Below are 17,565 nucleotides of genomic sequence, written 5' to 3' on the forward strand. Positions count from 1 at the left end.
GAAGGGGCGAGTTATAATTTATCACAGAAACAGGTGGCTCGTCAACATAATTCGCCAAATTATTTTCAGGCTTCTTTTAACAAACGTCCTAAGGCATCTTTGCACGGTTAAGAACATCTTTTTTCTACACTAGTTAGATACTGTGTCTCCTTAGATGCTGTTTTATAACCGTAATATCAAATGTTCCGGCACAAAAAAAAGAAGGACTCGCGTCCTTCCTTAGTCGGTGTAGTACCGAATGGCTTCAGATCCATAAGATCGAATTCCTCTCCATAGCGGAACTTCCTTCACAAGTGATTGATACACCAGCTTGCGCATCACGATCGGCAGCTCTTTGCATACAGGTGCCAGCTCAGGGTGGAGAATCAGCTCCTGTATCGTCCAGGGATTCCGCCGGCTTCTTAAAACCCGGAGCAGCAGTGCTGCTGAGCTCTCCAGCTTGGATATCATGGAGAATTCATAGGCCAGCAGGGCCAGCTCCACTCGTTGCCCGAGCGTTTCCGTACTGACCGTAAGCTCTTCATATAATTTGCGGACGGGTGTATTCAATCCTGTAATCTGCTCCCAAACAGCCGACTCTGGATGAATCCCCCGCTCGATCAGCTCCAGCTGCCCCCAATGATGTAGACCTTCTAATAGAGTATGGTAAGCATCCAGAACCCGCTCTTCCTTCAAGTGCATCTTGGCATCCATATACTTTTGTAGAAAGTGGGCAAAACCAATAAACAATTTTTGCTCCCGGAACGGTTCAGCAAACCTAAGGAAATCACGGCGCAGATTGGACAGGCGATCTTGATCGTCTTTTATGATATCTCCTTCTAGGAAGCATTTGATCAATACTTTGTATGTGCCGCTCAGGAGTTCCCGATGCAATCCGTCCAATCCGATACTTATAACCTGGCAGCGTTCCCCGCCTACAATAGAATGCTGGATGGGAGGCTCATCAGGTGTTCCGTCATACACGACAACAATATTAACCTCAAAATCATAAACAAGTAATCCTTGCTGCCTTTTGTCCGAATTACGGTATGCTATCGCCCCTACAGCTTCCTCATCAACCGTATTTCCATAATAAAAAGAAAAGTTGGTTAATTCCACGTTTCCCTCCATACATTCCTTGGCGAATTTCAGCCATTTCAGTTATAATGTAATTCTACATGTCCATGTAAGTTCCTTCTTTTAGGAGATAAGATCTTATGAAGACGATAAACGAAAATACAAGATTTCATTTCTCGGTTCACGTTATTTCATAAACAACTATTTGAATGACAGGAGTTTTCGAGCCATGATCTTTAAAAACGCAAAAATCAACGCCTTCCGCACTTGGGGATTGCTGCTGACGATGCTGGGTATGGGCCTTATGGTGCTTGGTACAGCCGGAATCGTATTCTTCGGCCAAGCAGGCAAAATATTTGCCGGAATCGGATTGGTGTTTGGCCTGATTATGATGCTGGGGAGTCTCGGCATTTACTTCTGGGCAGGTATGTTATCCACGAGTGCCGTCCAAATTCAGTGCCCGGAATGCAATAAATTGACCAAGATGTTGGGAAAAACCGACCGCTGCATGTTCTGCCATACGATTTTGACACTGGATCCAGGTCAGGCCAACATCACAGCAGAAGAGCTTGAAGCCCAGCAAACCAAATCCTAAAGGGATTTGCAGAACCTGCATATTCAATAGGATTCGCAACTCGTAAGACGATTAAACACAAAGAACCCGGTTATCCTCGCGATAACCGGGTTCTTTATTATGATATGAAGATAAGTTCTGTTCATCCTTAATCATGTATCGTCTTCAGAACATGCCAGGTTTCCGGAATGGCAAAGCTTCGATTCCACGAAGCAACGCCGCCGAGCTTCAGCTTTTTGGCCATATTCACTCGGGACTGGAGAGAAGTGCCGTCCTCCATCCATATTTTCTTGATGGATTCTCCCTCTGTGAATTGAACATAGTTCTGCCCTGTACTGGCATCAAGTGTACCTTTCACTTTTTGTTCCTTAAGCAGGGTCTGCAGCTTCTCCATTCCAATCGCTTTCGAGGATACCTTCGTCTCTCCCGCTTCGCTTGTTTCCGTCCACACCCGTGTATATAACGGTACGCCCAACACCAGCTTGGACGACGGTACCGCGTCCTCCTCCATGATTCGCCTTACCGACTGCTCGGCCCATGGCAGCGAAGATACGGATCCCGCTTTCGGACTCGCGGCCCAATGCTCGTCATAAGCCATCACCATCATGTAATCAACCGTCTCTCCGAGTCGCTTCCGATCGAGAAAGAGCGACCACATCTCGCTGTTCGATTTTGGCGTAACATCAATAGAAACGATCAGCCCTCTGGCTTTGGCCAGCGGCTTCATTTCCCTCACGAACTGAACGACATGATCTTTATCCTTGGTGTGGACATTTTCAAAGTCGATATTGATTCCGTCGAGTTTATATTGCTTGGCATAAGACAGCATCTGCTTGATAATATGTGATCTTCTATCAAAAGTAGACAGCGCCTCGGTTGTCATATCAGGATCGAAGCTGTTGTCCATCAGACCCCATACCTCCATGTTCCTGTTATGGGCCCAGCTTACATACTGCTTATCAGCTTTGGATTTGACCGTGCCCTCACTATCCACAATGTTGAACCAGGTCGGACTGACCACGTTGACACCGGGCAGTTCGCCAATGCGATCCGTGCTGGGATTTTTGGTATAAACAGCTTCCCATGCCAGATTGACTGACTTATCCTTCCATTCCAGCTCTGCCCGCGAAGGAGTCTGTGCAAGCAGCGGAAGTTCCTTCACGTCCCCAAGTTTAATCTGCTCTTTAAGAGCATATCCCGTATACCCGTTATCTGCCTGGACGAATAACCATCCCTCTTCTTCACGCCATACGCGAAGCCGCTCACCGGCCGGCATGTCCAGTACAATCGGAGACCTTTTCTCCCCGCTCTCGCGCAGAGCCACGGTGTCCTCAGGGTTACCGGGTGCTGCCTCGGCAAGCTGAATCGAATCCCCCGCACGCATCAGAATGATGGCGCCTGTCGCCTTGTCCTCGTGAATGGCCACACCATAATGCTGTTTGAGCGGCTTAATCGGAACATAGGCAATGCCGTCAATCAGCTTAGGTGCGTAGGGAATAGTGACCGCCTTGCCGTTCAGCTCACCCTTCGTGCTGTCCATCTTCATGCGGAATACCGATTCCGAAGTCGTTACAATGACGGATTCCGTTTTCTGCTCATAACGGATGTTGGCATCCACGCTCTCCTGAATCACCGTTATCGGCAGCAGCAGCTCTTCCCCGGAGCCCTGTGCAGGCTGTTCCTTCAGTTCCCCCTGAACAAAAATCGGCTTGTCCATTCCACGCCAGTCCGGCACGGTATAGGTCTGGTTCGGAAATAATGTAGTAACAACCCACCAGACCCCGGCCGCAATCAACAACAACCCCAGAAAGAAAGAGCTTCCTCTCGTACGCCGCTTCTTTCCCCGATATCTTCTTCTTGCCAACCTACTCCCCCATTTCACTCTTGCTCATGACTAATCCCTTGATACAGAATAACGCCCTTAAAAATAAAAACGTGTGGAATGGTTCATTCCGCACGTTCATTTATAATAACCGGCGTCTATTGGCAGGACTTGCAGAGCCCATACAGCTCCATTCGTAGTCCCTTTACTTCAAACCCGGTGCTTTTCTCAGCTTGTATTCCAACATCTTCAAGGGACGGATAGCTGAAATCTTCGATTTTACCGCAACTCTGACATATAACATGATGATGATCCGATACGTTGGCGTCAAAACGACTCGAGTTATCCCCATACGTCAGCTCACGCACCATGCCGGCTTCAATAAACATTTTTAAATTGTTGTATACTGTGGCTACGCTCATACTAGGAAAATTAGGCTCCAGAGCCCGATAAATATCATCCGCTGTCGGATGGCCCATAGATTCCACCAGATACGTTAAAATCGCATGACGTTGCGGCGTGATGCGGACACCGGTCGTTTTCAGTTGTTCCAGCGCATGCTGTACGGACGTTCCCATGGTTGCCCACCGCCTTCAAGTTTAACTGGTTTTTACAAAACCTATACCGTTCTTAGACTTCATTGTACGGCGTTTCTTGGATTGTTGTCAATCCGGCAGAGGCGTCCAGCCCCCGCTGTTCCGGCCTTCCTCCTGCTCCGGATAGCTTCGGTAGATGTTCAGATTACTGTTTCCCTCAATACGAATGGAATGTTCGCCTGTACCGGATCCACCGGAGATGGTTTTCTGTTCGATCAAGAGATTGGGCAGCGTCGTCAGAATTCTGCCGTAGCTAATCGTCCCTTCTAGCTTGTAATCGCCCTCGAGCGGAATGTGAAGATTCATCTCGCCAACCGCACTGTATACATTCCAATCGCCACCAATGCGGGATGAACGTATAGCCACTCCACCATTGAGAGATTCAGCGTTTAATTGCGACTCTGCCCCGCTGATCAGAATATTGCCGTTCCTCGTCTGAGCCCGGATAAGATCGGTCGTTCGCTTTACCGTCATATTTCCTACTTGCGTGGTTAAATCCGTTTCGCCCGTAATGTCGACGGCCAGCATATTCCCGCGATTAGTGGACATTTTAATATTACCGGTAACGCCGCGCGCCGTAATTTCGCCATTTAAGGTCTTGCCCGTAACATTTCCGTATATCCGATCCATCGTAATTGGCCCACTACCGCTCTCCAGCAAAATATTCTCAATCGCTTCCACCCGGTTTAAGGTAATCGCTCCGTTCATCGTTCGTATCTCAAAATTGAATCGTCGATCATCCGGAACCGCGATGTTCAAGTTCATACGGGGCTGCCGCTTACCCGATTCTCCATAGGTCTTCCCCTTGGAACGAATCGTGATCGTCTTGCCTTCCCCCACTTCGATCGTCGACTGCTCGGCGATCGCTTCAGCTAAACCGGGCTGCTCATGATCGACCCATACTTCCGTCTCCACCTTGATATCGTCGACATCCTGCCGTGTGATGGAGATATCCCCGTTTAAGTGATCAACGATGACTTTCTCGGTTTCAAGCTCCACTGGAATCTCCAATGTGGACTTCTGGAACCGGTTATCTTCAGCTTCGCTGTAATCCACTCCCGCTGCCGTCAAGTTCAGGCTCACCCGGTTCCAGAGATGGAGAAAATGCTCCTGCTGGGAAATGACGAATACGGAGGCCGTAACAGCCACTGCCAGCAAAATCCCCCTCATGTCCGGCCGAAACCGAAATTCTTTGCCTTTGCCTAAGAGACGCGATAGCGTGTACCTGACTAAATATTCAACGCCGAGCAGGATAAATAACAGCGGCCACCAACGCTGGAGCGTAAATATATAATCCGTGCCTCTCCACTCGTCCAGCAGCAATAAAACGCCTGTACATACAAGCAGCAAAGCGGCTGTATATCGTCCCACTCTAATTTTATGTTTCATCCGTCTCCTCCCTCATCTGTTGGGCAGCTATCACCGTACACTGTGTGCATTATAGGAACTTGCCATTGTCTCTTCGGTGCCGGAGAGCTTCCCGGATGCCTGCCCATATCCCGATAACGATCAGCATGATGGCAGAGGCTTCCGCACCATAGTCGCGTATTCCTGTCTGCAGCCAAGGCGGCTTCTGATGAAACAAAATAAGCAGGGTCCCGGTAACAACCAACATGATGCCAAAAGCGATTCCCCGTTCACCCCGAAACGGATGGTTCCGTTCTCTTCCGTCCTCGGAAGCAGCGGCTACCTCACCACGTTTTTTCCGGGAAATAATATATTCTGCTGCCTGCAGCACGTCATACACGTTATAGAAATACCCTACCGGAATCAGAAGACCCAGGACGACAAGCAGCGGTACATTGATCTGCATACCGATGGAAGAGAAATATAAAAGCGCCGATATATCCAGCAGCAGCAACATAATAAATGTGATCCCCTTGCGATACATACCGAGGTATAAATGACCCAGGCCCGGAATGAGAGCGGCTAATAGAAGTGCATATAATTTCCGCTTTTTTCGCTGCAGCCCCGGGTGGCGCTTAACCTGGACCTGATGCCGTTTCTTCTTGCTGACTTCGGTTTGTGGTTCGGGTGTTGGATTCATAACCTTCTCGCCTCCTTCCAAACATCCTGGGACAGGCGTTGTTTTACGATGTTTTTCTTTGATAGTACCCCAACGAGGAGCCGAAGTAACTGGCAAAAAACTGGATAGACTGTCCGCAGAAGGCCGGCAAGCCCGCAAAAAAACGGCACCGCCGGTGGTTCAGCAGTTGCCGTTTGTTATGGTTCATTCCATATCCTATTCAGCCGTTACCATCGTTACATGACCGACTCCCCGTAATTGCCGGGTAATCTCCATCGGTTCGAATTTGCGATCGGTCAAGACGTGCAGCGAAATTTCGAGCCCTAATACCGCAGGCTGCAGCTCCCCGTATGCCACACTGCTTCGTTCGTTAACGATAAGCTTCTTGATCACGAATTCCTGTTCCTCCAGAACAGCGGATATGTCCTCCAAAATATTCGGCGTATTCGCTGCATGGACAGTGATGAGATGGAGTTTGCTGCCGCGGATGTAACGCTGCTCCAGCTTATTGAAGACAACCAGATTAAGAAGAATTAGTACGGTCGATACAATCGAGGCAAAGTAAAATCCAGCCCCGACCGCCAACCCCACGGCTCCCACAACCCAGATGGACGCAGCAGTGGTTAATCCGGTAATGGATTTACCCGTAAACAGAATGGTACCGGCACCCAAGAAGCCAATCCCTGTAATGACGGCCGTTGCCAAGCGCGCAGGGTCAATCCGAACGTTTATCTCGTCTACAAAATCGGAAAAACCGTAAATGGATAACAGCATAATAAGAGTAGAACCCAAGCATACCAATATATGCGTGCGCAATCCTGCAGCATGGTTGGAACGTTCCCGTTCAAAACCGATCAAGCCGCCAAGCAGCATAGCCAGCAGCAATCTTAATAAAATGGATACATTATCTATCACCCAAGGATTATTCAAAAGAACGATACTCCCCTCACGTCGCCTTCAATCGCTTATGCTATATCATTCATTGTATATGAAGATGGAACTCGGTCAATTCCACGCCCGGAGCAACCTCAAAAGCGTGATTCTTTACAAATCCGAATTTCTCATACAACGTTACCGCAGGCGTATTGCGCGTCCCTGTTGAGACCACGAACAATGGCGCTTCCTTGTAGGATTCCAACACATGTCGAATTAAAGTCCCCGCGATCCCTTTGCGAAAATGACCGGGATGGACCATCATCCGTGATATGGTGACCTGCTCCTGTTCCGGCTCTACCGCAATAGCTCCAATAAGGTCGCCTTCTTCATTTGTATAACCAAAAAAAGTTTCCCCGCTCGTACGGATCGTATCGAAAGTATCCTGCAGTGGGGGGATTTCGGAAAATCCGATTAATTCAGCTTCCAAAGGGTACGCCATGTGCTGCAGACTCCATATCTGCTGGACGGTATCCCTATCCTCCAAAGACAATGCTTTTATCATATATTCATCCCCTAACCAAGTTATTATTTCTGATATCTTAAAAAGGAACTTGCCCCTAAATACGGGACAAGCTCCCATTATCTAAATACATTTCGGGAACATGACGGATGAACGTTGATTATCCGTTCAGCACCTCAACCAGTAGTTTGTTGGCCAGCGCAGGATTAGCTTTTCCCTTGCTCTCTTTCATCACTTGACCAACCAGGAAGCCGATTGCTTTCTGTTTACCTGCCTTGTAGTCCTCTACGGATTGCGGATTGTTTGCAACCACCTGCTCGACAATACGCTTGATCGCACCTTCATCGCTGATTTGGACGAGGCCCTTCTCCTCAACGATTTGTGCAGGCAGCTTGCCGCTCTCCAGCATCTCTTTGAAGACGGTTTTGGCGATTTTGCTGCTGATGGTTCCCTTCTCGATCAATCCGATCATCTCGCCCAGGCCTTGGCCCGTGATCTTCACTTCAGACAGCTCCAGATTGTTCGAGTTCAAATAACCCAGCAAATCTCCCATGATCCAGTTCGATATGGATTTGGCATCCTTCGTATAGTTCAAGCTGTCCTCGAAGAAGTCGGCGAGCAGCTTGGACGACGTGATGACCGCAGCATCATACTCCGGCAATCCATACTCCGAAGCATAACGTGCCTTACGGGCATCCGGAAGCTCCGGAATCGTCGCACGAATCGCTTCTTTCCATTCCTCGCTAATATGCACCGATACCAGATCCGGGTCCGGGAAATAACGGTAGTCGTGCGCCTGCTCCTTCCCGCGCATGGAGAAGGTTTTTGCCTGTGCTTCGTCCCAGCGGCGGGTTTCCTGTACGATCACGCCGCCCTCATCAAGAATTTCCGTTTGCCGGTACTGCTCATATTCCAAACCGCGCTGTACGCCGCGGAAGGAGTTCATATTCTTCAGCTCGGCCTTGGTGCCGAATTCTTCCTGTCCCCATGGACGAAGGCTGATGTTGGCGTCGCAGCGAAGCGAACCCTCCTCCATCTTCACGTCGGAGACGTCGCAGTATTGCATAATCGCACGTATTTTCTCCAGATAAGCCTTGGCTTCCTCCGGCGTTGAGATCTCAGGTTCGGACACGATCTCAACAAGAGGCGTGCCTACGCGGTTAAAGTCAACCAGCGATGCATATCCGCCATCCACGTGCGTGAGTTTACCGGCATCTTCCTCCAGATGAAGCCGGGTAATCCCGATTCGCTTCGTCTTTCCGTCCACCTCAATATCGATCCAGCCGTTTTCACCGATCGGCTGATCGTACTGGGAAATCTGGTATGCTTTCGGAGAATCCGGGTAGAAATAGTTCTTGCGGTCAAATTTGCTGATATCGCCGATGGTGCAGTTCAGCGCCATGGCAGCCTTGATAGCATATTCCACAGCCTGGCGGTTTAATACGGGCAGGACGCCGGGATGGCCAAGACAGATGGGACATGTATGTGTGTTCGGCGGGGCTCCAAACGCAGTGGAGCAGCCGCAAAATATTTTGGAATTCGTATGCAGCTCTACGTGCACTTCCAATCCGATAACCGTTTCATATTTTGATGTAGACATCGATTGTTTCCCTCCTTCTCTGCCGCCGGTTTACAGTTCAGGGCGCCGTTTATGGTGTTCAGTATTTTGCTCGTAGGCATGCGCGACGCGCAGTACGGTCGACTCATCAAAGGCTTTGCCGATAATTTGCATGCCAACGGGTAGTCCGTCCGCAAATCCGCAAGGAACACTCACTGCCGGCACACCTGCCAAGCTGACAGGAATCGTCAGGATATCATTCAAATACATCGTCAGCGGATCGTCCACCTGAGCTCCCAGCTTAAAAGCCGTAGTCGGAGCTGTCGGTCCGATGATGACATCATATTGCTCGAATACTTTATCGAAGTCCTGCTTGATGAGCGTACGGGCTTTTTGTGCCTTCAAATAATAGGCATCGTAATAGCCCGAGCTCAGCGCATAGGTTCCCAGCATGATGCGGCGTTTCACCTCATCGCCGAAGCCTTGGCTGCGGGACTCATGATACAGGTCGATCAGGCTGCCTGCATTGTCGGAACGAACGCCATAGCGTACGCCGTCAAAGCGGGCCAGGTTCGAAGAAGCCTCCGAAGAAGCGAGCAAATAATATGTTGCTACCGCATAGTCGGTATGTGGCAGGGAAACTTCGTCCCAGGTAGCGCCCATTGCTTCGAGCACCTTCAGTGCGTTCAGGACGGTTTCCTTCACTTCAGCGTCAACACCCTCGCCCAGGTATTCCTTAGGCACGGCAATGCGAAGACCCGTAACGTCTCCGGATAACGCACTCAGATAGTCGGGCACGTCCACTTTGGCGGATGTCGAATCCATGGGGTCATAACCGGCAATGGCTTGCAGGACATACGCCGAATCTTCCACATTTTTCGTCAAAGGTCCGATCTGATCCAGCGATGATGCAAAGGCAACAAGGCCGAACCGGGATACGAGGCCATAGGTTGGTTTCAGTCCCACGACACCGCAATAAGAGGCAGGCTGCCTGATGGAACCGCCTGTATCCGACCCCAGCGAAAAGTATGCTTCACCTGCAGCTACAGCCGCAGCCGAGCCGCCGCTAGATCCACCGGGCACCCGATCTAAATCCCATGGGTTACGCACCGGGTAGAAGCTGGAGTTCTCATTGGAGCCTCCCATTGCAAATTCATCCATGTTCAGCTTACCGATTGTCACCGTATCCGCTGCACGCAATTTACCGACAACCGTCGCATCATAAACCGGTGTGAAATTGGACAAAAACTGACTTGCGCATGTAGTGCGAAGTCCTTCTGTCACGATATTATCCTTGATTCCGACAGGAAGCCCGAACAACAGACCGCGCGTCCCCTCTGAAGCCAGCTTCTCATCCAAAGCCTTGGCGGATGAACGAGCACCTTCTTCGTCCAAAGTAATAAATGCCTTCACCCGATCCTCACGTTCGGAAATACGAGTAAAAGCTTGGTCAACCAGATCGGTTACGGAAAGCTCCTTATTCTGCAGCTTATTATGTATCTCCGTTAACTTATAATCAAACAGACTCAAGTGTGTATCCTCCCTTCAGGCTATTCCAAAACAGCAGGTACTTTAATTTGATCGTCTTCTTCATCGGGTGCGTTAAGCAGCACTTTCTCGATGGGCAAGCTCTCGCGTACTTCGTCTTCCCGCATGACATTGCTGAGGTGCAGCACGTGCGTAGTCGGCTCAACGCCGTCTGTATCCAATTCGTTTAATTTCTCGGCATATTGTAAAATCGCATTCAGTTGGCCGGTAAACATCTGCTCTTCTTCAGGCGTCAAATTCAAACGGGCCAGCTTTGCTACATGCTGAACATCCTTATCGGTAATGCTCATGGCTTTACATCCTCCTTCATGCCCCTATCCAGTTAAAGGGGTAAAGTCTGTCACGACAACTTTTCTCATTATATTGTAGAAGCATGCAAGATTCAATCCAAACAGCTTGAAGCTTGCCGCTTCGAAGTCACTTTTCCATTCCATCAAAAAAGAGTCGGCCTCAGCCGACTCTTCTAAATCCAAGCACGAAGATTCACTTGTTTGATGAAATCCGCCTGGGATATTGCTTCCTTGGTCTCTTCTTCCTCTTCAACACTTTCCAACTCGCCGTTCATCACTTGATGAAACAGCTTCTCATTATATGTCGACAGGGCGAAATCGATGAGCGCTTCCCGCTCGACCCGCTCGGCTTCCTGCTTCAACACGATTGATTCCAGCTCTACATCATCTGCCGGAACAAAAAAATTACGGTTGAGGCTCGGAATCCGAATGACGTAATCGAACGCATTGTCCGGATTTCGGTCATAAGCGATGATATAACCGTATTGACCGATTGGAAGATTCTGCTCAAAGGCGTCCGCAACGATTGTAATCTTTTCCCCTAAACGCAGCATCGTCTACCTCCTGAGTTGTCTATCCTTTTTTAAGAGATAAGAAAATATAAACTTCAGAGGTTTATCATCCTTATCTCGCAAGAAAAACTTCCGCTAAATACGGTCTCTCTTCTGATAACGTACGTCGATAGACGTTTTTCTTGTCTTCATAGTCTACTAAAAAAAGATAGAGATGTCCATGTGATTCAGATAAAACCTGAATCTCCCATGGAAACTAGGATTGCGGGGATAATGGACTCCTTCTGAGCAGCTTGGCGGCAACGATAATCGACACCACCATAATCAGCATGGCAACGAGTATCGGTAACCACGCGCTGCTCCCTATACCAAGGATTCGCTCCGCGGCCATGCTGCTTAACCGGCCCGGGCTCCATAGAACGCGGGAGGGCAGCAAACCGGATAAGAGCGAAAGTACTCCGGCAACGGCCAAGCTGATGAAGGCCGCAGCTGGCCCGCGAAGGAAGGCGCCGAGCGGCAGTACAAGCGTTACGATCCAGGCCAGCCATACCGCATATAAACCTCCGCCGCTGGTAACCGCTCCCCATTCCAAAGGACCGATGAGCTGATACGTGTAATAAGCAGCACCGCCAAGCCCAAGCGCAAAAGAAACGACCATCAACGTCATCATGGCAGCCCATTTGGCAGACATCATGGGAATCGTGGATACCGAGCGGGCGAGAACAAGCTCAGCCGTGCCGGTGGCCCGCTCCCCTGCTACCGTGTTCATTCCGGCCAGCACAAGCACCAGCAGGCCGATGGTGCTGAATTGGCTCAAGGTTGATGCCATCACGCTCTCAGCGGACGGGACAGTAAATAATGCCGCTGCCTCCGGGGGCAACTCCCCGGCCATGGTAAGAATCTCCGGCAAATAATAAGTGGATACCGGCTGCATAATGCCAAGAAGCAGAAAGACCGCGGGGACCCAAATCCATTTATAGGTCCGACCTGCCTCGAGCATTTCTTTTTGATAATAAATCCAGAACGGCTTCATGAGCCCACCACCTTCATAAACATATCCTCGAGCGAAGACGTGCCCGCTTCAAAACGAAGCAGCTCGATTCCGTCATCGGCAAGCTCCTTGATTAACGCAGCACGCGCAACATCCATATCCGTCACCAACAGCTTGGCGCCTCGTTTGCCGAGCTCGATCTCATGCACATAAGGACGGCTCGCAAGACTGTCGAGCCAAGCAACCTCCCGCTCCCCCGGTTCAACCTCAATCGATAGGACCGGCTGGCGGTATTTCGTGCGAAGTTCACTAAGGGCGCCTTTCTCCGCAATTTCCCCGTCTACCATCAGTACCATGTCATCACAAATTTCCTCCGCATCGTGAAGCACATGGGTAGAGAACAGAACGGTGACTTCCCCGCGCAAGCGATCCAAAAGGTCCATTACCTCACGGCGTCCGATCGGATCAAGCGCCGATACCGGCTCGTCCAGCATAATCAGCTCGGGCTCATGCACAAGTGCCTGAGCAATGCCAAGCCGCTGCTTCATTCCGCCGGAGTAACCGGATATTCGGCGTTTAGCCGCCTGCTGCAGGCCTACCATTTCGATGACTTCCCGACTTCGCTTACTAGCCTCTCGTCCGGATAATCCCGACAGCTTGGCGCTGAAAGACAAGTACTCGATGCCCGACATCCAGCTATAAAACTTGGGGTACTGAGGCAAGTAACCAATACGGTTACGCCAACCGCTCGTTTGCGTATCGGCCGATCCGTATCGGATCTCCCCCCGGGTTGGAGGAATTAATCCAGCCAACATCCGCAGTGTGGTTGTTTTGCCGGCACCATTAGGACCAAGCAGGGCGGTGCAGCTTCCACGCTGCAATTCAAATGAGATGCCCTTGACCGGCGTGATGCTTCCTATGCTTTTGGTCAATTCATGAATGCTTAAAAGCTTCTCTATCAAACTTCTCGCCTCCCCGCAACGAAATAAGCAACGCTACCAATCAGGTTGCCCAGCAGTATAATGAGCACCCACATCCATCTCGGCCCACGTATGCTTGCTGGCTCTGCCCTAAACAGAGATACAAGTCCTGTCACCGCGAGAATCACTTGCAGTGCAAGAATCGGCCAGATCAATCCCCAAATCATATCCATTCTTAATCCCCCTAATTTTCCATATATAATGTAAGAACTTAAGACTAGTGGTCGTCTTCGTCTTTACGAATGACAAAAATCCAGTAAAAAAGCAGCGGCAGCGGCATTGTCGTAGACCCCCATATCCCCCAGAACCAGGCCATCTTGCCAAGCCCCCGTTTCCTGGCATCCAGGAAAAGCCATGTCCCTTGGATCAGCACAAGCACAACGGCAAGGATGATCACTCCCAGCGGGCTCTCGTTAACTTCATTCATCAGATTCCCTTCTTTCCGGCAGATCTCAGACTCTTGGAAAATACAAGAACGGAAATCCCGGCAACCATGCCGAACCCGTGAATAAACAGTAGGATCATCGGCGCCGCCAAGGCAGCCATCAATCCGCCACCAACGATAAAGATTGCAATCAGAAGAAAGAGTATCAACTCGTATTTCATCCGGCGCCGGCGCCGCTCCAAGGTATGAACGGCCAACTTGTGCATTCCTTCCAGAGAGGGCGACGGCACGTCCTCAAACAATTCATCTACTCTTTTCAACTCTTGAGTCAATCCTTCAATCCAAGCATCATCCTCATGCTCAGGCCCTTTGACCATCATCACCCATCTCCTTTCGCAGCTGCTTGATACCGTAGGCTGTTCGTGATTTTACCGTTCCCTCGGGAATGCCAAGCATGGTTCCGATTTCATCATAGCTGTAACCGTAATAATGCTTCAGCAGTATGGCAATCCGGTGATCTTCGGATAAGCGCGATAATCCATCCAGCATGTCTGTCCAATCTTCTCCCCGCCGCTCCATCTGCCAGCGCATCCGCCTTGCCGACTGAAGCGCCTCCTGCTCCAGCCATTTCTTCTCCCGCTTCCTTCGCCGGGTACTATCGATGAACAATCGAGTAGCAATGGTTATCATCCATGAGGAAAAAGATGACGTTCCGTTGTAGCGGTTCATATTCTCCATGCATCGAACAATGGTATCCTGTGCAGTATCTTCTGCAACCATCGGGTCCATCGTTACCTTAAGCAAATATTTATAAAGAAAGGAATAATGCTGCTTGAATAATAGCGCCATAGCCGCTGCATCTCCTAATTGCGCTTGTCGTATCAAACCCTCTTCATCAGGGATCATGATGAAATCATCACCTTCTTTCGCATTCCACCGTAATACGATTACCGACAGCTAATCGTTCAAATGGATATTTATATTTATCGTATACCGAATGATATTATTTATTTAAATTCAATCATGTCGGCAAGAAATTCATCGATATCTGTAAAAAAACTCAAAAAAAAGCAGCCGGTAAATAACCGGCCGCCCTCCCCAATAGAAAGAACACATTCACTTCATGATGAGGGTGTCATGTTCGTATGTCGATCTATTGATTAAATCTTATAACCTGCAGCCGATGATGCCATGGCTGCTGCGCTATCCCTTCATCCTTCACCAGCCTGTCCCAGACAACCGAGGATATTTCCGTCTGGGTCTGCCGGCGGGACTCCGATTGTCGATCAATCGCTTCGCCTCTTGTAGCCCTTCCGTTCAACAGCGATAGATGATCTTTCCTCACTGGCGCTTCCCCCTAATTACGTCCATGCCAAAAAACTCCCCATAAAATAAAAGAACGCAAACCGGGATAAATTCCACAGTCTGCGTGCTTCGCAAGGGTAACATTTAATTAACCGTATTGTATCAATGTTGTCTATGTTTGTCCAGACAAAAATTCCCGATTTATGTCGGAAGCTATCTTATCGGCTGGCAGGGACGTAAGGATTCCGCTGTTTTTCATAGCCAATGGTTGTCCGGGGACCATGGCCGGAGTACACAACGACTTCATCCGGGAAGCTGTACAGCGTATTTTGAATGGAATCAAACAAATCACGTTCACGACCTCCAGGAAGGTCCGTTCGCCCAACGCCTAGACGGAACAGCACATCGCCGGAAAACAGATCATTTCCACATTTGAAGCTCACACTTCCCGGTGAATGGCCCGGTGTATGAAAGACGCTGAAGGTATGTCCGATTAGCTGCAGCTCAAGTCCGTCCGCCAAATCGTACTCAGCCGGCTCGGTGGACAGCGGTTCCGTTACCTGTGGCCACATCATCGAGCCGTTAAGCTTCGGGTTGGACAGCCATTCACTCTCCAGGGTGTGCAGGTAAACAGGACAACCCTTTAGCTTACGGATTTCCTCGACACCGGCCATATGATCAAAATGCGCATGGGTCAGCAGGATCGCTTCAATTTCCAAATCGGCTATTCGCTTCAGCAGCGGCCCCGGGTTCATGCCAGGGTCGATGATGACTGCTTTGCCTTCTACAGGCCCTGTCAGTAAATACGCATTCGTCTGAAGCGGTCCTAAATTAAAAGTCTCAATATGAAGTGTCATGATTAGAACCCTGACATAAGTTCACGCAATTCCTTGATGATGGCAGCGTGAAACTCATACCCTTCCCCGTAGGCTTGAATAATGCTTTGTCGTGTGACTGCAAGGTTGTCCTGATAGTCCGGTGCTTCACGATCCGGATTGTTCTGCTTAAACTCAATCATAAACTTCTGCACATGCGCCGGGCGCGGTCCCCATGTACCGAGAACATGCCCTCCGGTATCTGAAATGATAACAATCGGAATGGAACGACCACCCATGGTCAAGAACTGATCCATGACATCCAGATTCTCTTCCATAATCAGCACTTCGGTCTCAATCCCGGCAGTCTCCATCGCCCGGAATACGACAGGCATATTGCGTGCAACATCACCGCACCAGTCCGCTGCCAGAATGAGGACCCGCAGGTCATCCCGGAAATTCAGACTTTCGAAGAACGCTTTATCCTCTTCATTCTCCCAGACAAACTGTTCATATCCTGCCTTGAACGTCTCCTGGTTCTTCTGCATGCCGTCCATAAATTGCTGTGGAGATATGCCTGTCCCCAAATGATTTGCCATATTCATGCTCATTCGTTATTTCGACCTCGCCTTCGATGATTTTATCCATTTTATCAAAAAATAAAGAATCATGACGGCCAATGCCCCCAGCAGAATTTCCTGCACGTATGGCCCTGCTTTCTCGTCAATATGCTCCCATTGATCACCCAGAAGCAATCCGAGGTATAAGAATAATGCCGTCCATGGAATAACAGCTAGTGTGGTCAGCAGCGTAAACCTTCCCACATGCATCTTGGATATGCCTGCCGGTATGGAAATCGCATGCCGTACCACCGGTACAAACCGTGCCGTAAATATAACGCCAGTGCCGTACTTGCTAAACCACTCCTCGGCGTAATCGATATGCTTCTTCTTAATCAATATGTACTTCCCGTACTTCTCTAAGAAGGGCCTGCCTCCATAACGGCCGATCCAATAAATAAACAACTGTGCGAGCACGCCGCCAGCGGTACCGAAGAGCATGGCTCCGAGAAAATGAACCTCACCCAAAGACACCAGATAACCGCCATAGGCGAGTACGATCTCGCTTGGGATGACCTCCACCATTAATCCGAGCATGATTCCGAAATAACCCAGCTGTTGGATCCATTCAAACAACCGGGCTACAACCTCGTAAAAGAATTCCACGCTTGTCCCCCGCTTTCCTCCTGCGCTGATTTCTAGTACTAGCCTATTCTAACACAGCCCGGGACATGCCTACTACTGCGCCCAATTATAGACGGCACAGTGACTTTCGCCCGTTTCGGGACATATGGTGAAGCAAAGGAGTGAGTCACGCATGCATTCTCCCCATGCCAAACAACCGGGCAGCAAGCCCCCCTCCCCGCGCGGGATACGGCGGGCCTGCAGCAAAGAATTATACCGCACGACCAAACGTCTCAAGCTGTACCTTCCTCCGGAAGCCTTGAAGCAAGGTGAAGAATTGTATTACCGGAAGGTTATCGGTAATTTGATCTGGATCCACGAAAACCACAGCAACAAGAAACTTTTGTGCGACTGGTGGGAAAAGGAAGTCTGCGGCGAACTGGCCGGGCTGTGGGAGGTTCCTGAACGTCAGTTGGCCTCGGCCTTCCGGGATGCCTTCGGCGGATAACGCTGCTCTTCCTTGTTTC

At 49.8% G+C, this 17,565-nt stretch carries 23 protein-coding genes; 2 read left to right on the forward strand and 21 right to left on the reverse strand.

The window, feature by feature from the left end; translation table 11 throughout:
* Nucleotides 1-219 precede the first annotated feature (219 nt).
* Nucleotides 220-1,098 (reverse strand): nucleotidyltransferase-like protein, encoded by an 879-nt coding sequence (locus tag MKY48_RS28950; RefSeq protein ID WP_339268039.1) that lies wholly within the window; start codon nucleotides 1,096-1,098, stop codon nucleotides 220-222.
* A 187-nt stretch (nucleotides 1,099-1,285) separates the two neighbouring features.
* Here MKY48_RS28950 and MKY48_RS28955 point away from each other — a divergent pair, with 187 nt between their 5' ends.
* The gene (locus MKY48_RS28955; protein ID WP_076325456.1) at nucleotides 1,286-1,651 is read left to right on the forward strand and encodes a YgzB family protein; all 366 of its coding nucleotides are present in this window, start codon (nucleotides 1,286-1,288) and stop codon (nucleotides 1,649-1,651) included.
* 127 nt (nucleotides 1,652-1,778) lie between these two features.
* Here MKY48_RS28955 and MKY48_RS28960 read toward each other — a convergent pair whose 3' ends face one another.
* From MKY48_RS28960 to MKY48_RS29055, 20 genes are all read right to left on the reverse strand, one after another.
* A complete protein-coding gene (locus MKY48_RS28960) occupies nucleotides 1,779-3,494 on the reverse strand; it encodes a glycosyl hydrolase family 18 protein (protein WP_339268041.1) in 1,716 nt (571 codons plus the stop codon).
* Nucleotides 3,495-3,610: 116 nt separating this feature from the next.
* Entirely contained in the window at nucleotides 3,611-4,030 is a 420-nt protein-coding gene (gene perR, locus MKY48_RS28965; RefSeq protein ID WP_071219580.1) for a peroxide-responsive transcriptional repressor PerR, read from the reverse strand.
* A gap of 87 nt (nucleotides 4,031-4,117) precedes the next feature.
* Nucleotides 4,118-5,437, reverse strand: a complete 1,320-nt coding sequence (locus MKY48_RS28970) for a DUF4097 family beta strand repeat-containing protein (RefSeq protein ID WP_339268043.1) — start codon at nucleotides 5,435-5,437, stop codon at nucleotides 4,118-4,120.
* 49 nt (nucleotides 5,438-5,486) lie between these two features.
* Complete coding sequence (locus MKY48_RS28975; protein WP_339268044.1) at nucleotides 5,487-6,095, reverse strand: hypothetical protein; 609 nt, start codon at nucleotides 6,093-6,095, stop codon at nucleotides 5,487-5,489.
* A 195-nt stretch (nucleotides 6,096-6,290) separates the two neighbouring features.
* Nucleotides 6,291-7,004, reverse strand: coding sequence for an MgtC/SapB family protein (locus MKY48_RS28980; protein WP_076325452.1), 714 nt, complete (start codon nucleotides 7,002-7,004; stop codon nucleotides 6,291-6,293).
* A gap of 49 nt (nucleotides 7,005-7,053) precedes the next feature.
* Nucleotides 7,054-7,512: a GNAT family N-acetyltransferase gene (locus MKY48_RS28985; RefSeq protein ID WP_339268045.1), complete on the reverse strand. Its 459-nt coding sequence runs from the start codon at nucleotides 7,510-7,512 to the stop codon at nucleotides 7,054-7,056.
* Nucleotides 7,513-7,630: 118 nt separating this feature from the next.
* Nucleotides 7,631-9,070 (reverse strand): Asp-tRNA(Asn)/Glu-tRNA(Gln) amidotransferase subunit GatB, encoded by a 1,440-nt coding sequence (gene gatB / locus MKY48_RS28990; protein ID WP_339268048.1) that lies wholly within the window; start codon nucleotides 9,068-9,070, stop codon nucleotides 7,631-7,633.
* Nucleotides 9,071-9,100: 30 nt separating this feature from the next.
* Nucleotides 9,101-10,558 carry an Asp-tRNA(Asn)/Glu-tRNA(Gln) amidotransferase subunit GatA gene (gatA, locus tag MKY48_RS28995; protein WP_339268050.1) on the reverse strand — a complete coding sequence of 486 codons (1,458 nt, stop codon included), beginning with the start codon at nucleotides 10,556-10,558 and terminating at the stop codon, nucleotides 9,101-9,103.
* Nucleotides 10,559-10,578: 20 nt separating this feature from the next.
* On the reverse strand, nucleotides 10,579-10,866 hold the full coding sequence (gatC, locus tag MKY48_RS29000) for an Asp-tRNA(Asn)/Glu-tRNA(Gln) amidotransferase subunit GatC (protein ID WP_009594109.1): 288 nt from the start codon (nucleotides 10,864-10,866) through the stop codon (nucleotides 10,579-10,581).
* Nucleotides 10,867-11,039: 173 nt separating this feature from the next.
* The gene (locus tag MKY48_RS29005) at nucleotides 11,040-11,420 is read right to left on the reverse strand and encodes an ATPase (RefSeq protein WP_071219588.1); all 381 of its coding nucleotides are present in this window, start codon (nucleotides 11,418-11,420) and stop codon (nucleotides 11,040-11,042) included.
* 214 nt (nucleotides 11,421-11,634) lie between these two features.
* Entirely contained in the window at nucleotides 11,635-12,411 is a 777-nt protein-coding gene (locus MKY48_RS29010; RefSeq protein WP_339268052.1) for a hypothetical protein, read from the reverse strand.
* Nucleotides 12,408-13,331 carry an ABC transporter ATP-binding protein gene (locus tag MKY48_RS29015; protein WP_339268054.1) on the reverse strand — a complete coding sequence of 308 codons (924 nt, stop codon included), beginning with the start codon at nucleotides 13,329-13,331 and terminating at the stop codon, nucleotides 12,408-12,410. Before MKY48_RS29015 ends, MKY48_RS29010 begins: the two co-directional genes overlap by 4 nt.
* On the reverse strand, nucleotides 13,328-13,522 hold the full coding sequence (locus MKY48_RS29020) for a PLDc N-terminal domain-containing protein (protein ID WP_339268056.1): 195 nt from the start codon (nucleotides 13,520-13,522) through the stop codon (nucleotides 13,328-13,330). The genes MKY48_RS29015 and MKY48_RS29020 overlap by 4 nt, the downstream gene beginning before the upstream one ends.
* 44 nt (nucleotides 13,523-13,566) lie before the next feature.
* A complete protein-coding gene (locus tag MKY48_RS29025; protein WP_076325445.1) occupies nucleotides 13,567-13,776 on the reverse strand; it encodes a hypothetical protein in 210 nt (69 codons plus the stop codon).
* Nucleotides 13,776-14,114 (reverse strand): YxlC family protein, encoded by a 339-nt coding sequence (locus MKY48_RS29030; protein ID WP_339268058.1) that lies wholly within the window; start codon nucleotides 14,112-14,114, stop codon nucleotides 13,776-13,778. Before MKY48_RS29030 ends, MKY48_RS29025 begins: the two co-directional genes overlap by 1 nt.
* Nucleotides 14,095-14,640 carry an RNA polymerase sigma factor SigY gene (gene sigY, locus MKY48_RS29035; protein WP_076325443.1) on the reverse strand — a complete coding sequence of 182 codons (546 nt, stop codon included), beginning with the start codon at nucleotides 14,638-14,640 and terminating at the stop codon, nucleotides 14,095-14,097. Before sigY ends, MKY48_RS29030 begins: the two co-directional genes overlap by 20 nt.
* Nucleotides 14,641-14,887: 247 nt before the next feature.
* On the reverse strand, nucleotides 14,888-15,079 hold the full coding sequence (locus tag MKY48_RS29040; RefSeq protein ID WP_076325442.1) for a hypothetical protein: 192 nt from the start codon (nucleotides 15,077-15,079) through the stop codon (nucleotides 14,888-14,890).
* Between the two features lie 178 nt (nucleotides 15,080-15,257).
* Nucleotides 15,258-15,896 (reverse strand): MBL fold metallo-hydrolase, encoded by a 639-nt coding sequence (locus MKY48_RS29045; protein WP_339268060.1) that lies wholly within the window; start codon nucleotides 15,894-15,896, stop codon nucleotides 15,258-15,260.
* A gap of 2 nt (nucleotides 15,897-15,898) precedes the next feature.
* Nucleotides 15,899-16,465 (reverse strand): thioredoxin family protein, encoded by a 567-nt coding sequence (locus MKY48_RS29050; RefSeq protein ID WP_339268062.1) that lies wholly within the window; start codon nucleotides 16,463-16,465, stop codon nucleotides 15,899-15,901.
* Nucleotides 16,466-16,468: 3 nt separating this feature from the next.
* Complete coding sequence (locus tag MKY48_RS29055) at nucleotides 16,469-17,080, reverse strand: DedA family protein (protein ID WP_076325439.1); 612 nt, start codon at nucleotides 17,078-17,080, stop codon at nucleotides 16,469-16,471.
* Nucleotides 17,081-17,231: 151 nt separating this feature from the next.
* Here MKY48_RS29055 and MKY48_RS29060 point away from each other — a divergent pair, with 151 nt between their 5' ends.
* Nucleotides 17,232-17,546: a hypothetical protein gene (locus tag MKY48_RS29060; protein ID WP_076325438.1), complete on the forward strand. Its 315-nt coding sequence runs from the start codon at nucleotides 17,232-17,234 to the stop codon at nucleotides 17,544-17,546.
* Nucleotides 17,547-17,565 lie beyond the last annotated feature (19 nt).

Origin of the sequence: Paenibacillus sp. FSL W8-0187, assembly GCF_037969755.1 — a bacterium.
GTDB lineage: Bacteria > Bacillota > Bacilli > Paenibacillales > Paenibacillaceae > Paenibacillus_AQ.

Bases quoted from the DNA above. Each gene is read 5' to 3' on its own strand.
- MKY48_RS28955 (WP_076325456.1), top strand. From the start codon at position 1,286: ATGATCTTTAAAAACGCAAAAATCAACGCCTTCCGCACTTGGGGATTG.
- perR (WP_071219580.1), bottom strand. From the start codon at position 4,030: ATGGGAACGTCCGTACAGCATGCGCTGGAACAACTGAAAACGACCGGT.
- MKY48_RS28970 (WP_339268043.1), bottom strand. From the start codon at position 5,437: ATGAAACATAAAATTAGAGTGGGACGATATACAGCCGCTTTGCTGCTT.
- MKY48_RS28975 (WP_339268044.1), bottom strand. From the start codon at position 6,095: ATGAATCCAACACCCGAACCACAAACCGAAGTCAGCAAGAAGAAACGG.
- MKY48_RS28985 (WP_339268045.1), bottom strand. From the start codon at position 7,512: ATGATAAAAGCATTGTCTTTGGAGGATAGGGATACCGTCCAGCAGATA.
- gatB (WP_339268048.1), bottom strand. From the start codon at position 9,070: ATGTCTACATCAAAATATGAAACGGTTATCGGATTGGAAGTGCACGTA.
- gatC (WP_009594109.1), bottom strand. From the start codon at position 10,866: ATGAGCATTACCGATAAGGATGTTCAGCATGTAGCAAAGCTGGCCCGT.
- MKY48_RS29005 (WP_071219588.1), bottom strand. From the start codon at position 11,420: ATGCTGCGTTTAGGGGAAAAGATTACAATCGTTGCGGACGCCTTTGAG.
- MKY48_RS29010 (WP_339268052.1), bottom strand. From the start codon at position 12,411: ATGAAGCCGTTCTGGATTTATTATCAAAAAGAAATGCTCGAGGCAGGT.
- MKY48_RS29020 (WP_339268056.1), bottom strand. From the start codon at position 13,522: ATGGATATGATTTGGGGATTGATCTGGCCGATTCTTGCACTGCAAGTG.
- MKY48_RS29025 (WP_076325445.1), bottom strand. From the start codon at position 13,776: ATGAATGAAGTTAACGAGAGCCCGCTGGGAGTGATCATCCTTGCCGTT.
- MKY48_RS29030 (WP_339268058.1), bottom strand. From the start codon at position 14,114: ATGATGGTCAAAGGGCCTGAGCATGAGGATGATGCTTGGATTGAAGGA.
- sigY (WP_076325443.1), bottom strand. From the start codon at position 14,640: ATGATCCCTGATGAAGAGGGTTTGATACGACAAGCGCAATTAGGAGAT.
- MKY48_RS29045 (WP_339268060.1), bottom strand. From the start codon at position 15,896: ATGACACTTCATATTGAGACTTTTAATTTAGGACCGCTTCAGACGAAT.
- MKY48_RS29050 (WP_339268062.1), bottom strand. From the start codon at position 16,465: ATGAGCATGAATATGGCAAATCATTTGGGGACAGGCATATCTCCACAG.
- MKY48_RS29060 (WP_076325438.1), top strand. From the start codon at position 17,232: ATGCATTCTCCCCATGCCAAACAACCGGGCAGCAAGCCCCCCTCCCCG.